At 71.7% G+C, this 16,147-nt stretch carries 11 protein-coding genes; 2 read left to right on the top strand and 9 right to left on the bottom strand.

Going from position 1 to position 16,147, the window contains the following annotated elements; translation table 11 throughout:
• Positions 1-12: 12 nt before the first annotated feature.
• Positions 13-333 (bottom strand): hypothetical protein, encoded by a 321-nt coding sequence (locus AB0M47_RS14465; protein ID WP_363412904.1) that lies wholly within the window; start codon positions 331-333, stop codon positions 13-15.
• Between the two features lie 4 nt (positions 334-337).
• Positions 338-751, bottom strand: a complete 414-nt coding sequence (locus AB0M47_RS14460) for a YbaB/EbfC family nucleoid-associated protein (protein WP_363412902.1) — start codon at positions 749-751, stop codon at positions 338-340.
• A gap of 98 nt (positions 752-849) precedes the next feature.
• On the opposite strand from AB0M47_RS14460, the gene AB0M47_RS14455 reads away from it, so the two are divergent.
• Together AB0M47_RS14455 and AB0M47_RS14450 are read left to right on the top strand one after the other, a co-directional pair.
• Complete coding sequence (locus tag AB0M47_RS14455; protein ID WP_363412900.1) at positions 850-1,995, top strand: S8 family serine peptidase; 1,146 nt, start codon at positions 850-852, stop codon at positions 1,993-1,995.
• Positions 1,992-2,648, top strand: a complete 657-nt coding sequence (locus tag AB0M47_RS14450) for an SUKH-3 domain-containing protein (protein WP_363412898.1) — start codon at positions 1,992-1,994, stop codon at positions 2,646-2,648. The genes AB0M47_RS14455 and AB0M47_RS14450 overlap by 4 nt, the downstream gene beginning before the upstream one ends.
• Positions 2,649-3,648: 1,000 nt before the next feature.
• Here the strand turns inward: AB0M47_RS14450 and AB0M47_RS14445 are convergent.
• The 7 genes from AB0M47_RS14445 to eccD all read right to left on the bottom strand — a co-directional run bounded on the left by AB0M47_RS14445 (position 3,649) and on the right by eccD (position 16,097).
• Positions 3,649-11,571, bottom strand: coding sequence for a toxin glutamine deamidase domain-containing protein (locus AB0M47_RS14445; protein WP_363412896.1), 7,923 nt, complete (start codon positions 11,569-11,571; stop codon positions 3,649-3,651).
• Positions 11,572-11,597: 26 nt separating this feature from the next.
• A complete protein-coding gene (locus AB0M47_RS14440) occupies positions 11,598-11,918 on the bottom strand; it encodes a hypothetical protein (RefSeq protein WP_363412894.1) in 321 nt (106 codons plus the stop codon).
• Positions 11,919-11,925: 7 nt separating this feature from the next.
• On the bottom strand, positions 11,926-12,342 hold the full coding sequence (locus AB0M47_RS14435; RefSeq protein ID WP_363412892.1) for a YbaB/EbfC family nucleoid-associated protein: 417 nt from the start codon (positions 12,340-12,342) through the stop codon (positions 11,926-11,928).
• 235 nt (positions 12,343-12,577) lie between these two features.
• Positions 12,578-12,886 carry a WXG100 family type VII secretion target gene (locus tag AB0M47_RS14430; protein ID WP_363412890.1) on the bottom strand — a complete coding sequence of 103 codons (309 nt, stop codon included), beginning with the start codon at positions 12,884-12,886 and terminating at the stop codon, positions 12,578-12,580.
• Positions 12,887-12,896: 10 nt separating this feature from the next.
• Positions 12,897-13,220, bottom strand: a complete 324-nt coding sequence (locus AB0M47_RS14425) for a WXG100 family type VII secretion target (RefSeq protein WP_363412888.1) — start codon at positions 13,218-13,220, stop codon at positions 12,897-12,899.
• 97 nt (positions 13,221-13,317) lie between these two features.
• Positions 13,318-14,718: a type VII secretion protein EccB gene (gene eccB, locus AB0M47_RS14420; RefSeq protein ID WP_363412886.1), complete on the bottom strand. Its 1,401-nt coding sequence runs from the start codon at positions 14,716-14,718 to the stop codon at positions 13,318-13,320.
• A 2-nt stretch (positions 14,719-14,720) separates the two neighbouring features.
• The gene (eccD, locus tag AB0M47_RS14415; protein ID WP_363412884.1) at positions 14,721-16,097 is read right to left on the bottom strand and encodes a type VII secretion integral membrane protein EccD; all 1,377 of its coding nucleotides are present in this window, start codon (positions 16,095-16,097) and stop codon (positions 14,721-14,723) included.
• Positions 16,098-16,147: the final 50 nt, after the last annotated feature.

The following is a 16,147-nucleotide window of genomic DNA, read 5'->3' as shown; positions in this document are numbered from 1 at the left end:
GGTCTAGCCGGGTCAGGCGGGGATGGCGCGGGTGTTGTCGTCCTCGGCGGTCGTGCTGCCGTTGATCGCCTTGTTCACCGCGGCGCCCACCGTGCTCAGACCCTCCGCCAGCGTCCGGGTGGACTCGGTGATCTGGGTGGCTGAGGTGGTGTAGTTCGACCGGAACTTCCGCCCGCCCTCGTCGTCACCGAACAGCGGCGATTGCGCCTCCATGGTCTGGACGAGGCTCAACGCCTCGGACACCACGTCGTCCAGATTGCCCAGCGCGGAGTTCAGCCGGTGAGCGGCGTTCTTGGCACCCTCGGGATCGGGGATGTCGGTCAGATCAGCCATCGCTTCAGCCCTTCCGCAGGATGTCGGCGAACCCGCCGGTGATGGATTCCAGGAGCTGCTCCGGGCTGCCGGTGAAGTCCTTCTGCCCGACGAGTTCCGGTGGCAGCAGCGGTTCACACAGTTCGACCATGCGCTGTTGGGCGGCATCGGCGGCGACCCGGATCGTCTCCTCGATCGTGGCCGCCAGCTCGGCCGAATCAGGCTGGTGGTAGATGCCCGGGTCCAGCCGCAACGACCGGAGCTTGCCGTCGGCGCCGACCACGACCGTGACGAGCCGGTCGGCGGAGACCGCGGTCACCTCGACCGACCGCAGCTGCGCCATGACCGAGTCGAAGCCGGCCGTCGCGCGCTCCACCTGCGACCGCAGGGTCTCGGCACGCGACCGCAAGGCCTCCACCATCTCCCGATCGGCCGCCATACATGCAACGTTAACCGGGAAACGTTTCGAAAGCGATACTTGATCGTCCACAAGCGCCGCCCATGGTGGACAGTCCAGATCGGTGGGAAGATCGTGCGGTGCGTCGTGCGTACCACGCGTTTCTCGTCGGTCTCCTCGTGGGACTGACCGGCCTCGCGCTGCCAGGTCAGCCGGCTCAGGCGGCCGCTCCCTGCTCGCGCGGGCGGGCCGAGGGAGTCCAGGCCGTCCCCGCGTTGCCGTGGGCGCAGCATTGGCTGAACCTGGAGCAGGCCTGGCCGCTGGCCGCTGAGGGCGCCGGGGTGCGGGTGGCCGTGCTCGACACCGGGGTGGACCGGCGGCATCCGCAGCTCGCGTCCGCGGTGCTGCCCGGCCGCGACTTCGTCGACGGTGGTGACGGTCGCGTCGACTGCACCGGTCACGGGACCGGCGTCGCCGGGCTGATCGCCGCGCGGCGCGATGCCTCGGTCGGGTTCGCCGGAGTGGCTCCCCAAGCTCACATTCTGCCTGTACGCGTCATGGAGCGGGTCGAGGACGACGTCAGCCCGTCGATCGTGGGGGCCGGCGTCGACTGGGCGGTGGCGAACGGCGCCCGCGTCATCGTCGTCGCGTTGACCCTGCCCGGCGACGCGCCGGCGGTCCGGGCCGCGATCGAGCGGGCGGTCGCCCGGGACGTCGTCGTGGTGGCCGCCGTGGGGGAGGGCGACGACGGCTACTTCCCGGCGGCGTACGACGGGGTGATCGGGGTGAACGCGATCGGCACCACCGGCGTGGCCGGTACGCAGGCCCGCACCGGCGCGATGGTCGACCTGGCCGCGCCGGGGGAGAAGATGACGACCTCGACGCCGGCTCGCGGGCACACCATCTACAACGGAGGGTCGGATCTGGCGTCGGCGGTCGTGGCGGGCGCGGCCGCGTTGGTCCGGGCGCAACGGCCGGACCTGTCCGGGGCGCAGGTGGCCGCCCGATTGGCCGCCACCGCCGATCCGGCCATGGGCCGCGGTTCGGCGTACGGTGACGGGATCGTCAACCCGGTGCGAGCCTTGAGCGAGCCGCTGACCGAGGTCGCTCCGGTAGCCCCTGAGCGGATGCCGTCGCCGCAGGCCAAGACGCGACCGGCGGTGGGCGTGGGGCCGGTCGTGGCCGCGGCCTGCGCGATCGGGACGGTGGTGGTGATCGCGGTGGTCGTGCTGCGGCGGCTGCGCCGCCGGATGGCGTTGGCGTGGAACGAGCGGAGGCCGGTGTGAACATCACGGAGGCGCAGGCCCGGGACATCGCGCAGAACTGGGCGCGGGGCTATCACCCGGAGTCGCAGATCTGGCTGCATCCGTTCGAACTCGGCTATGTCGTCGGCCGGGACACCCCGGAGTACGGGCCCGAGGACGGCATCATCCTCGACGCCCATGTGCGGGCGATCATCGACGGCGACACGGGTGCGGTGACGGTCTGGTCGGCGCTGCCCCCCGAGGCGGTCGCCGACGCCTATCGAGCCGTACGCCGTGCGGCCGACCGGTTCTCGCCGCAGACGCTGGCGCTCCTGCGGCTCGCCGGCTGGCGACCCGGCCGTGACGCGGCGTCCGCAGTGGACCGGTGGTGGAGCCGTTGCGCCCCACCCGGTACGCCGCTGCCGAATCCGATCAGGACGGTTCTGCGGGAGTTCGCCGCGTTGCGGATGGCGGCCATCGGTCTCGCCTTCGAACCGACGTCACCGTCGGCGACCGAACCGGTCGACATGTTCGACCACAACGGTCGGCCGGCGCTGGTCGTGGCCCGCATGGGCAAGGCTGAGCTGATCGTGGACGCCGCTGGCGGCGTCTTCCGACGCGACGGAGACGCCGTCCAGCCGCTCGGCGACGACTTCGACCAGGCACTGGCCCGGGTTTTGGGCCGCACCGCCTGACTCATCACATCGCCGGACTCGCCGCACCGCAACGCCGCGAGCGTGTCAGGGCGTGGGTGGGAGGAGCGACCGCAGCGCGTCGCCCATCAGGGTCGCGTCGAGCAGCACGTGTGGTGCCACGACCAGGTGCGCCTGCGGGTCCTGCGCGGTCGGCGGGTCGAGGCGGAAGTCGGCCCCGCCGGGGAGCGGTTCGACGGTCAACGCGATCTCGCCGCGCTGGCGCCCGTTCGTCCAGCGCAGCGTGTGCGGGTCGACGAACTCCAGCATCCGCAGGCGTCCGTCGTGGCTGCCCAACTCGTGCGCCATCGCGTCCAGCTGGGCGAGGACGGCGGCGTGCAGCGGGTCGCCGGTGAGCGCGGCGTTGACGGCCTCGATCACCGGGGCGTTCGCCGTGGTGACGGGCGTGTTCGGGCCGATCCGGCGCAGGTGGCTCAGCGGGGTCAGGTCGAGCCGATAGCGCCGGTCGAGGTATGCCGCCGCCGCGTCCCACCGGGGCTGGCTGCCTTCCTGGACGGCGAGCAGGCCGAGATCGGCCAGGGCGGTCACGATCGAGGCGCGTACGAGGTCGGGCTGGATCGCCGCCGGCACCGGGAAGCCGTCCCGGGCCAGCTGATTCGCCCGGCTGAGGTCGGTGACCCGCAGCTGCAGGATGTCGAGGGCGGCCCGGTCGGCGGGATTGATGTGCACCCGGCCAGGACGGTTCGGCCCCGGCCGCAGCCCGAGCGGGCGGAACCGGTCGGCGATCCGGCCCGGCCCCGTGACGGCGAATCGGAGGTTCCGGTTGGCCTGCTGGCGGGCTTCCTGGCGGGTGGGCCGGGGTGGGTCGATCGTCGCGGGCGCGGGCTGCACTTCGCGGCTGAGATGGCGTACTGCGCGGCCGAGTCCCAGCAGTTCGTCGGCCAGGCCGAGGACGTCGGTCGGTAGCGCAGCGGCCGCAGCAGCCAGCTCGCGGCGTTCGTGCGCCCGTTTGTAGATCGGGGTCAGGTAGCGGACCTGCGTCTCACCGCCGGCGAGCGCGGCCTGCGCGCGTACCGCGTTCGTGATCAGTTTCCGGACGACGGTCGCGTGGATGTCCTTGAGCGCGGCGAGACCGATCCCGCCGACGGCGTACGTGAGGACTCGGGCCACCGTCGACCAACCGTGCTTGATCACCAGCTGCGTCAGGGCGTACACCTCGTTGGCCCGGCCGAGGTCCATGTCCTCGATGCGCTGGAGGATCGCGGCCCGCGTGTCGCCGCGCGTCATCCGCGCCACGAGCCGGCGGCCGATCCGGCGCGGGTGCCGGATGTGCTCGACCGGCGTCCGGCCGGTCAGCTCTCGTTCCAGGTCGTCGATCTGGTGCAAGGCGTCCTCGACCGCACGCTGGGCGTCCCAGGCTTCGAGCGCCTGGGTGTCGGCGACCTCGTGCGGCTTGAGCGTGCTGCGGTTGATGCCGTAGGTCCAGCCCCAGGTGATGTTGCTCGCGGCGACGGCGACCACGTACACGAACGGGGCGAGCAGGGCCTTGCCGGGCTTGGCCAGCACGGTGATCACCGCCTGGAGCGAGATCGACTGGGCCCCGGTGATACCTTGCTGCGGCCCGGTACGCATCCGGTTGGTTCCGGGTGGCGGCGTCCCGTCGCGGTAACCTCGCCCGCGCAATGTGTAGGTGACTTCCCGGCCGTCGATCGTGCGGCTGCCCGGGCGACGACGCCCGAAGACCCCCTTGAACCGGCGGTGCCACTTCATGTCGGCCATCTTGTCGGCGACCTCGGCCCGCATCGCGAGGCGCGCGTCGAGCAGCTCCGTACGCAGTCGCCGCAAGCGATCCAGCAGCGCGGCCTGCTCCTGCGGCGAGAGCGCGGCGACCTCGGTACGCCGCCCGTGCAGTGCCCTGAGCACCTGATCCAGCGTCTTGGCCAGCACATTGCGCCGGGTGTCGGGGGCGAGGCTGGTCTCGTGCTTCGTCCGGTCGTCGCCCGTCTTCTCCAGGTTGTCCTGGCGATAGTCGACCTCGGCCTGGCCGTAGCCGGAGGCCATGATCTCGCCCGCCAGCACCTGCGCCATCTTGATCAGCCGCGCTCCATCCACACCGGACGGATCCAGCAGCGCCGGAGCGAGGGAGCTGGTGACGCCGCCGGCTGTCGCACCCGGAACCCGCTTCTGCTGCCGCCTGACGGCTGCCGGGCTTCTTCGGCTTCCACGCCCGCCGCTTCGGCTTCTCGCCCGCCGACTTCAACTCCGGCGGATCCTGCTGGGCCGCCCGGGTGGCCGCCGAGCGTTTGTCCGCCGTGCCCTGGACGGGTTCGCGGGTCGCGCTCCGGACGGCGCTCATCAGGCTCTGATCGGGAGTCCGGCCCACCTCCGGGTTCACGTCGTACGCCGACTGCGTGGCGGCGGTCGCGGTGACGGCCCGGCGGGCGAGGTGGAAGACGATGCTGACCGTGCTGGCGTCCGGCGGTCCCCACATCCCCTGCTTGAGTCGCGTGAGCCGGCCGTACCGGAAAATCGTGCGCGCGTCCTGGTCGAGCAGGTTCTGGATGACCGCCCGGACCTCGGCGACCGCCGCCGTCTGCGGTACGCCCTGGCTGAGCAGCATCTGGATGGTCATGAGACGGTCGCGCAACGCCGTCTGCAGCATCGGCTCGGCCGCGAGCAACAGCCGCGCGATCTCGTCGACCTCGGCGGCCGCCCGAGCCGCGAGCCGATCGGCGTCCTCGTCGCGCTGGGCCGTGCCGTCCGGTCGGGGCGTCTGGGTGAACGCCAGCTCGGCCAGGGCGGCGGCCATCTCGATGTCGATCACCGTGTCGGCGGCGTCCTCCCGCAGCGACAACCGGATCGTCCCGTCCGGCTGCACGTCGAGGCGTACGGCGGCGTGGCGGTCGGCGGCGGTCAGCCCGAGCCGCCGTGATCCCGGGCTCACGGCCAGGCCGACGGTGATCTCCCGGCGCGCTTGGCCGGGGTGGAGCGGCGGCAGCGTCACCCGCAGACCGATGACCCGGCCGCCCTGCGTCACGGCGGTCGAACCGACGATGAAAGCTGTGCCGTCCCGACGGGCGAGGGTGGTGGCCGCGCGCGCCGCCCGCTGGCGTACGTCGGCCTGGTTGGGGCGTGCCCGCGTGTCCAGCACCCGGGCGGCGATCTGCTCCCGCTGCGACGCCGTACGCCCCTTCCACCAGCGCTTCAACGCCCGGCGTCGCACCGGGTTACCCGACTGATCGGTCAGCAGACCCATCTCGGCGAGCATGCGCGTGACGCTGTCAGCGGCGGCCACCTCCTGCCGTGCACGCCGTTGCGCCGGCGTGGCGGTGGGATCGGGCGTGACGAGATCGGCCTGCCGACCGTAGGAGAACGCGGCGGCGAGCCGGCTGAGCATGCTGTCGTCCCGCGCGGTACGCCGCGCGTACCGGCGAGCCTTGGCGCGAGCGTCCAGTTTGGCCCAGCGTCTGCGCTGGACGTGGTAGACCTCCGAAGCGGCGTCGGTCAGCGCGTGCGCCACGACCTCGGCGAGCCGAGGATCGCCTGCCAGCTCCGTCGAGATCTCCACAACGGACGTCGACGTGACCGACGCGTTGCTGATCGAGGCATGCGAGGCGGTGGTCGCCTGATACGCGACACCGTCCGAAGTCGCCCCGAAGGTCACCCGGACGCTGAAGCGCGTGCCCGCCCCCGTACGCCACGACGCCGGCCGGAACTCGACGACGAGCTCGCCGTTGCGTATCTCCACCCGTCCCGGTCCCCACCGGCCCGTCAGCTGCGGCGCGACCTGGCGTACCGCGGCTTCCAACTCGGCGGCGCGGGTCACGGCGAGCGCCCGTGCGTCGGCCGTGTTCCGGGCACCCGGCAGGATCGCGCTGATCGTGTGGTGGCCGTTCTCCAGTTCGGACACAGCTTGGTCGAGCTGCACCAGTGCGTCGACGCGTGTGTCGGGGTCGGGATCGAGCAGGGCGTCGGCCAGCCCGTCGAGGCGCGTCCGCACCTCGGCCGACTGCCGGTCCAGCGCCGCTACCGTCGGCGCAAGCGTGGCGGCGACGGCCTGCCGAGCGGCGACCGCCTCCGGCGACAGCCGGCTCGCCTCAGTGGGGCTGACCAGCCCGGACCGGATGTCGGCGCGTACCGTCGCGGCGGCGCTGATCGCCGACCGGGCACGGCTCGCCAGATCCGGAATCGCGGCGGCCTCCTGGACCGCGTCGTCCAGTTCCCCGGTCAGGCTCGTGAGTGGACCGATCGCGTTGGTCAGCGCCCTTCGGCCGCCCGGTTGGCGTACCAGGTCGAGGACCTGCCGCGTCGCATCCTGCACCGCCTGCCGGCGGGCGGCCAGGTCTGCGGCCACCGCCGGCGGCACCGCGCCGAACAACTCCCGGAGGCGGTCCTCGGCTGCCTCCACCTCGGACACCACCCGGTCCGCTTCGGTCAGCGCCGCGTACGTGATCGCCAGCAGCGTCGCGAGCGACCGAAGCGCGTGCCGTTGGCCGGTGGCGCGGACGGCGTGCTGGGTGAGCTGCTCGAGTTCGCGGCGTCGGCCCGCTCGATCGCCGGGGGAGTCGGCCAGGCTGGGCGCGACTGCCGCATCATCCATACGCGACTCACTCGCCGCCTCCTGGAGCAGGCCGAGCGGCGACAGTGGAGCCGCAGCCGGCCCGGCGAACGCGTCGGCGATCAGGTCGGCGGCCGTCGCGAGTTCCTCCGCGTCATGCCGATGTTCCTCCAGCGCGAGGATCACCCGCCGCGTCGTCCGGGCCGGCAGCCGGTAGATCGCCGCCACAACCGCCGCGACCTGATCATCCAGCTCGGTTGCCGACGCCTGTCCGGACCGGATCAGCGCGGCGAGCGCGCGGATCTCCGGCACGACCAGGCCGCTCACCCGCAACGCGGCCGGCGCGCTCAGCTCCTCGCCATACCGCAGGCCGCCCAAGGTGATCACGGCTGCGGTCAGGAACTGGGTCGCGTCGTGGGTCGCGGCCGCGTCGACCCACGCGGCCACCGCGTCGGCGAGCGGCGTCACGGCGGCGGCGAGATTCTGGGTGGTCGCTGCCAATTCCTGAGTCGTACGCGCAGCGCCGATCTCGCTTACGGCGGTGTGATGGGCAGTCTCCGCGACGGGTCCGTTGGCCGCGATCGGATCGAGCAGCGCCGGGTCCACTCCGGTGACGAGATCGCGAGCCAAGGTGGTCTCGGCGCTCGTCATGGTGCTCTCCGCCGCCAGTACGCCGTCAGCCGCAACTGCCATCGCCGCCGCGAACTCCCGCGCCTGCTGGCGAGCCGCCGCCAGGGGAGCGATGTCGCCGATCCGATTGAGCAGCGCACTCGGGTCGGCGGCCAGCATCCGCAGCGCCGCGTCCGCGTCGAGCGCGCCGCGAGCGGCGTTCCGAAGCGCAGTCCCCACTTCGGCCGGAAGCCCACGGTCGCCCAGTTCGGTGAGGTGGTTGTCCAGCTGCGCATTCGCATCCTGATCACGGCGTACGCCGTCGGCAAGATCGGCGGAGACAGCGGCGAGCGCCCGATCGAGCGCCGCCATGCTCGTCTGCACGTCCACAGTGGCTCCACTCTGGACGGCCGCGGTGACGCCCTGGAGGGCCGGAAGGACCGCACTGAGGAGGAGCCGCCGAGCCGTCTCGGACGTCGGGAAGTCGCTGATCGCCTGCAACACCGCCGTCACCTGACCAAGGGCGACGTTCGCGTCGGCCGGCGACACCGGACCGGTCGTGCCCGGCAGACCGGCGACCAGCGCATAGCCGAGCCGGACGTCCGGCTGCGTCGCGTCACTGCTGATCGGTACGGGTTGTGCCGTCTGGTCGAGGGTGAAGACGAAGATCTCGGTGCTGAGGGTGATGGGTGGTCGTTCGCCGAGTTCGACCGCGTAGACCGTGCCCGTTTGCACGTCGACATAAGTGAGCTGCGGTTGGCCGTCTTCCACAACGACGGTGAGGGCGTAGCGGTGGGCGACGGCGCTGCCGGGCGGCCGAGCGATGATGGACGCCACCGCGCCCTGACCGCTGGTCAACCCAGCGGCGATGCTCACCAGCGCCGCCTCGACCTCGGTCAACCCGGCGACCCCGTCGGACAGCCGGGTGTGCGGAGTCCCAGCCCAGTCCTCCGACCGCTGCGCCGGTACGCCGACCCGGCCCACGGTGGCGGCGGCCACGGCCGGGTGGCCGAAGAACGTGGACAGGAACGCGTTGATGCCCGAGTCGCAGTTCGTAGCGCGGCCGGGCACCGTCGAACCGCCGTCGTTGAGGTGCTGGACCCAGAGGTCGCGGGGGTTCGGGTAGAGCAGCGGACGGCCGTTGGCGTCGGTGGGCAGCAGGCTGATCAGGCGCTGCACGTCGGCTCGGCTGGCCGGGACCTCGCCGTCGAGCCGAGTGTCGCCCACCGGTACGCCCCGGCCGAGCCGAACCTCGCCGGACCGGGTGGCGTCCGGGTCGTCGCGGGAGTCGGGGTTCTCCTCGCCGGTCAGGCTCAACGACGTCGGCCCGGTGATCTGCACCTGGCCGTCGGGGGAGGCGAGGGTCCGCGCGACCGCGTTCGCCCGGGTGGCGATGTGAGCGGCGGCCTGAGCTTGGACCGCGGCATCTAGGACGACCTGAGCCAAGGCGATGGTCGCAGCCGCCCCGAGCCGCCGCTCCGGCTTCGCCACACCCTCGACATCAGCCCGACCACCGGTGTCCGGCTGCTTCCTGGCACCCGCCGTGTCGTCGGGCTCGGCTCCTTCGTCGCGGTCGGTCCGCTCGTCGGTGTCGGTCCGCTCCTCGGCGTCGGTCCGGCCGTCGGTGTCGGTCCTCTCGTCGGTGTCGCCGGGCTTGCGTCGGCCGCGCGGTCCGGAGGTGCGCGCGGGCAGCTCGGTGGTGCGGGTTGCCTCGGCCGTCGGCTGGCCTTGAGCCGTGTTCGCCCGCGTTGGTGCGCCGGGCGAAACACCCGTCGTGTCGGTGCGGCCGGTACTCGTGCCGTCGCCGGTGGACATGCTCGCGGCGGGCACGTTCGCTTGCGGCACGTTAGTGGTGGGCGCGGTGCCGGAGCGCATGGTTAGGGTGGACATCGGCGCGACGGGCATGGCTGCATAGGTAGTCGGCAGCACATCTGGGCCGGTGGCTTCCGTGGATCCGGTGCCGTCCAGATCGGACCGTGGCTGCGTGTCGGGGCCGGCGGGCACCGTCTGGGTGCCGCCCTGGTCGCCGTGCGGTGCCGTCGGGGCGAGACCACCATCGCGGGACTCGGGGCTCGGCTGCGAACCAGGCGGCACCGTCGGCGCGTCCTGCGAACCGCCCGCAGGTGCGACAGCGGGAACACCGCCGGATCCGTTCGCCGGGGGCGCCGACGGACCACCTTCGGGTTCCGGCTGAGCATCCGGCGTGACCGGTGGAGCGCCCTCGGGTTGCGTGTCCGATGGGACGGGCGGAGCGCCCTCGGGCTGAGTACTCGGTGGTGGCGCACCTGTATCGCCAGGCTGTGCCGGCGTCGATGGAGTGCCTTCGGGTTGAGTGCCCGGCGGCGAAGTCCGGGTCTCGTCGGTGCTGGGCGGAGTCTCGGGCTCGGCGGCGGGCGGCGTTATGCGATCGGCGACGCTGCGAGCCTGCTGGGCGGCGGTATCGGCGTGCTTGGCGGCGTCCTCGGCCTGCTGCGCGGCCGCAGTCGCCTGGGTCGCACCGCGTTGCGCGATCTCGGCCTGACGCGTGGCGGTCTGAGCGGCAGTGGCCGCCTCCCGGGCCTGAACCGAATCGGCTCCGTGTCGCAGCACGGCGGCTTGGGCGGCAGCGTTCGCGTCATCCGCCCGCTGCTGCGCGGCCTGTGCCTGCCGGGTGGCCGTCGCAGCTGCCTGCCGCGCCTGGGTCGCCTGCTGGTGAGCCTGCTGGGCGGCGGCTTCTGCCTCGCTCGCCGCGTTCTGAGCCGCCTGCCGGGCCTCGTTCGCTGCGGCCTGCGTACGCGTTTCCAGGCCGACGGTGGCTTTGGCGATGTCCAGCGCCCGGCCGGACAGGTCTGCCTTCTCGCTGGTGTAGTCGCGGACCACCCCGGAGCCGATCCGGTTGCCCAGATTGCCGAGGTTGACCCCCCAGTTGCCGTACACGACGCCGTTGGCGATGGTTTCGGCGCCGATCTCGGTGATGAACTCGTCGAGGCCGCGGGTGCCGAGGTTGACCGCCGTCTTGCCGACCTTGCTGGTGATGCCGCCCGCGATGTGTTCGCCGATCGGGCTGGCGAAGCTCAGGACTGCTCCGGCTGCGCCGCCCAGGCCGGAGGAGACCGTCTTCTTGACGTCCCACTCGTGACGGGTGCCCTTGCCGAACTGGACCAGCTGGGCGGTGATGTCGACGCCGGTCTCGGCCCCGATCTCCTTGGCGACCTCCCATTTGAGGGTGGTCTTGGCCCACTGCTTCAACGATTGCAGTAGCGCTTCGCGGAGGCCGCGCTGGCCGAACGAGGCGGCGGCGTGGGCGATCAGTTCGCGCATGATGGACCAGATCGCCGCGCGGCCGACGGCGATGCGGGCGGCGGCCGCGCCCCAAGCGGCCCAGAACGCGATCCACGCGGTGACCAGGATGACGAAGATCTCGATGATGACGACCGCGACCTCGATCAGAGTCGAGATCTTGTCGTACTCGATGTTCAGGGCGGCGTCTTCGAGCGACTGGGCCAGGCCAGGGTTGCCGTCGACCCCGTTCAGGATGATGTCGACCAACTGCTGAGGCAGCTGGACGCCGAGGGTCTGCCACTGCTCGGCGAAAGTGCTGCCGCCGTCGCCGCCCCACGCGGCCATCAGATCCGCCGCCGCGCCGTTGGCCTCGGCGAGCCCGGACTGTAGGCGTTCGCCGACCGATTGCCACGCCTGCGCCAGGGTACGGATCTGGTCCTCGTTGGCCTCCGGCCAGCCGGAGCCACCCGATCCCAGCCAGATCAGCGCGTCGCGGACCGAGTTCCACGGCTCGCCGAAGTCCCACAGCTCGATCACCGCATACCCCCGGCCGTGGTTCTGGGCTAGCTGGGGATGGCGCGAGTGTTGTCGTCCTCGGTCGAGGAAGTGCCGTTGACCGACTTGTTGATCACGCTGCCCACCGTGCCCAGCCCGTCGACCAGCGACTGGGCCGAGGTGATGATGGTGCCGGACGACACGTCGTAGTTCGACCGGAACTTCCGCCCGCCCTCGTCGCCGCCGAACAGCGGTGCCTGGGCCTCCATCGACTTGACCAGGTTCAGCGCTTCGGTGACGACGTCCTGCAGATTGCCTACGGCGCTGTCGAGGCGCTGGGCGGCGGTCCGGGCGCCGTCGGGATCCGGCACATGAGTCAGGTCGGCCATCGCAGCCTCATCCCTTCCGCAACAGGTCGGCGAACCCGCCGGTGATCGACTCCAGGAGTTGCTCCGGACTGCCGGTGAAGTCCTTCTGCCCGACGAGTTCGGGTGGCAGCAGCGGCTCGCACAGCTCGACCGTCCGCTGCTGGGCGGCGTCGGCGGCGACACGGATCGTCTCCTCGATCGAGGACGCCAGCTCGGCCGAGTCCGGCTGGTGGTAGATGCCCGGATCCAGGCGCAGGGAGCGGAGTCTGCCGTCGGAGCCGACGACGACCGTGACGAGCCGGTCGGCGGAGACCGCGGTCACCTCGATCGACCGGAGCTGCGCCATGATCGAGCCGAAGCCGGCCGTCGCGCGTTCCACCTGCGTACGCAGCGTCTCGGCCCGCGATCGCAAGGCCTCCACCATCTCCCGATCAGGCGCCGCCATGACGTCAACGCTAAGCAAGATCGGCGGGCGACGGAGGGTCTATTGTGGTCAGATCACAACATTCACGACGCGTCGACGCCCCGTTCATCTGCGGTGCGGCGCGTTCAATCGGCGAGCGGCGTCTTCACCTAGATGACGGGCGTGGAAACAGCGAGGTCCGAACAGGACGGTCAAGACGACGAAGCCGCCGTGGGCGTACCCACGGCGGCTGTCGGATCGATGAGCCGGGAGAGCGTCAGAGCGTGTGCGAGCGCAGGATGCTGACGACCTGCTGCTCGGTGTCCTGCATGTTGGTGTTCACCTTGGACACGCTGGTGGCGATCTCGCCGTGGGCGTAGTTCAGCAGCTGCTGCGCCTGGTCCCAGTCCTGCTTGACATCGACGTAGGTGGCGTCGGCGTCGCCCTCCCAGCGGGAGAGGATGTCGGCCAGCTGCGTCTTGAGCCGGTTCAGCTCGTCGAGCACGTCCTCGGACGCTTGCCGCATGGCGGCGACGCCGGTGTCGATGGTGTCGAACTCATAGCGAATGACGTCTTCGTAACCCATGTCAGCTCCCTCAGCCCAGCGTGGTCCCGATCAGGCCGACATCCGGCAGGTCGATCATCTTCTCGCGGTCGAGCTCGCTCGTGTCGTAGGCCTGGTTGCCCTTCTGGATGAGTTCACCCAGGAGCCGGAGCGATTCGTAGATCTTCTCGACGGCGGCGTCGTACGCGTTGTACACGAGGTTGAACTTGGTGGACGCCGTGCCCTTCCAGCCGTCGCCGTACAGGGCCTGAAGCTTGTTCACCAGCGCGGTCTGGATCGTGTTCAGGTGGTCGTACGTCGTGTTGATCTGGGTCGTGGCCCGCGCTAGATCCTCGATACTGAGCTGTACTGCCATGCCTGCCTCCCATCGTGGCGTTCCCCCTGGGTGGGGAGTGTGAGCCCCGAACGCGCGTCCGCCGCTGCGCCCCGTGGTGTGGCGTAAACGATATCGGCTACGGCCGGGGCCGAGAAGTGTCCACAGGTGACATTGCCGTTACCGCTGCTTGGCGGGCGGCTTGCGGGTCGAGCGCGACGCCTTCGGACAACCGGTCCAATAGGGACGATGGCAGGAGCACCGGGGTTCCGGCGTACCCGAGGGCCACGGCGGTCTGATCATCCGGGACCGCGTGCCGCACCCCGAGGTCGCTGATCAACATGAGCGGTCCGCCGGTCGCCCCTGAGCTGGCCATCGACCGGACCATGACGGCGTGCCCGGGTTCCATCAGGACGGCGTCGGCGAGGGGCATCCCGCCGCGGCCGGACGCCCGCCGGGGAGCGACCATGGCCGCCCGGAGCGGGAGGCCGCCGCCGGTCGTCAGAGACACCTCGTCGCCCAAGATATTGGCACAAACGATGCCATCGTCGCCGATCGACGCGAACTTCGGGATCTCCCGGGGCGGTGCGGTCCCGACGAACGCCATGGGCTGCATGATCTCGACGCCGGCGAGGCGACCGGGATCCAGCGTGACCGGCTCGCCGCGTACGCCGCGGATCAGCGCGCTCTGCAGGGGCGTGATCTCTTGCAGGCCCTCGCGCCGGGCCAGGTACGAGCGATCGCCCACCCGGACGATCTGCCCGACCTTGACGCCGTCCAGCTTCGGGGCCGGTTCGCCGAGACCCACGACGTCGATCGGGCCGAGCGCCGCTCCGAGCGGGATCGGGGCCAGCCACGCGTCGCCCACCGGGAGTCCCTGTTGGACGGAGAAGCCCAGCGCGGGCAGAACGTACTGCGGCTCGCGTACGGGGTAACGACGGCCGGACCACAGGACGTAGCGGGTCCCGTCCGGCCCGGCCAGCAGCACCGCGCTCTCGCCCAGCGCGGTCGCCCCGGTCGGCTGCGCGCCGGCTAGCACGATGGTCACCGCGGCGGGCCGCCCGGCGGAGTCCTTCCGGATGGCGGTGCACAGGTTCCACGAACCGGTGAGGTACGCCTTGGCCGGCACGAGGTCGCTCGGCGCTCCGGGTAGGCCGAGCAGGGTGCCCTTCGGCCAGGTCAACGAGGCGCGGGCGACCTTCACCGAGTCGCTGCGACCCAGGATCAGGGCGGCCGAGGCGTAGTTCGCCACCGGGTAGATCGTCCGGGACGCCAGGTCGCACACGTACGGCGCGCCCGACTCCTTCTCGACGATCACCGATTCGCAGCTCTGCCAGGCCTTGCTGCCGCTGGGGAAGATCAGGCCGATGACGGCGGTCGCCCCGAGCGCGATCGTCAGCAGCATGATGCCGGCGAAGATCGTCCCGCCCGCTGCACGGCCTGCCCAGTCGAGCGGATCGGGCCGGTGCGCCACCATCGCCTTGATCTGGCGCTGGTGCAGGTACTGCCGGGACTGGATCAGATCGCGTCGGCTGAGCATCGTCAGCCGCCCAGTCCACGCATGAAGCCGAACAGGCCGAGGACGAGCGCGGCCAGGATCGGCACCGCGGCCGTCGCCAGGAAGGCCGACCAGTCGCCCAGCCGCCCGAGATGCGGCGACGGCGTACGCCGGGAGAACCGCCGTCCGGCCGCGAGCGCCGCGAGCGCGAAGGCCAGCCCGGCGGCCACCACCGCCGCGGTCGCGCCCGCAGTGCCGCCGATGCTGCTCCAGGCGTACCAAAGGAGACTCACGACAGACAGCAGCCCCACGGCCAGCAGCGGTACGCGATGCCGGACAGTGGCGAAAGCCCGGGATCGCAACGCGCAGATCAGCCCAAGCGCCCCGACCAGCGCGACGCCAGACGGGCTGGGGTGGGCCGTCAGGAGCAGTACGCACGCGGCGAGGGTGGCGCACGCGCCGCCGAGCAGACCGGTGAGCAGGCGATCCGAGCGCCGGACCGCCTCGTTGAGCACGTCGGCGGGCGGGTTGGCGGCCTCGGCCTGGCCGGTCAGGGTGGGCACGGGTGGGGTCGGCACACCGCCGACGGCCATCGCCCACCGGGGGACCGTCATCAGCGCCATCGCGGTCAGTCCACCCACGACAGCGGCCGATCCCTCCACAGTGGCCCACTCGATCGCGTTGAGCAGCGCGACGATGCCGAGGCAGGCGCCGAAGGTGGCTCCGGCGGTGAAGAAGACGTCGTCACGGATCAGCGCCCGGCCGATCGCGGCGGCGAGCAGCAGCCCGGCGAGCCCGGCGGTCAGCGGCCAGGGGCGCAGCAGGTCGTCTGGGCCGGGCGCGCTGACCAGGACCGCACCGAGCGCGGCGTAGAGCATGGCGAACGGGGCGGTCAGGCGGGCCGCCGAGACACCCGGATCGAGCCGCTCGTCGATCACCGCCGCGCCCAGCAGGACGGCCGCCACAGCCAGGGCGGCCAGGCCGGACTGCCAGCTCGCCGGGGTGACCGCGGTCAGTACGAGTCCGGCGGCGAGCACGACCGCGGCGGCCCACCATCCGGCGCGCACGGTGGCCCCGGCGCTCCACACCAGACCGAGCCGGCCGGCCCGTTCGGCGATGGCCTCGGCCACGTCGTCGAAGGCAGGCTCGGGCCAGTGCTGGTCCCGAGGTGCGAGGACGAGCGTCTCGCCGTCGTAGACCTCCTGCGCGGCCAGCGACCGGGCCGGATCGAGCCGGCCGCCGTCGACCCGCCGCAGCACCCAGCCGCCGTGGTCGACGCCGTCTTCGGCGAGAGTGCGACCGGCGTGCCGGAGCACCGCCGGGAGCACGCCCGCGAGGGGGACATGTTCGGGGACCGCCATCTCCACCCGCCGATGCGGGGCGATGACGATGATCCGCGCCAGTCCCGTCTGTTCCACCATGGACCGTCCTCCCCGGCAACGGCGTTCACAATAGACAAGATCGGTCCCCT

The sequence above is a fragment of the Hamadaea sp. NPDC051192 genome, from assembly GCF_040682475.1.
GTDB lineage: Bacteria > Actinomycetota > Actinomycetes > Mycobacteriales > Micromonosporaceae > Hamadaea > Hamadaea flava.
This window is presented reverse-complemented; position numbering and strand designations above follow the sequence as displayed.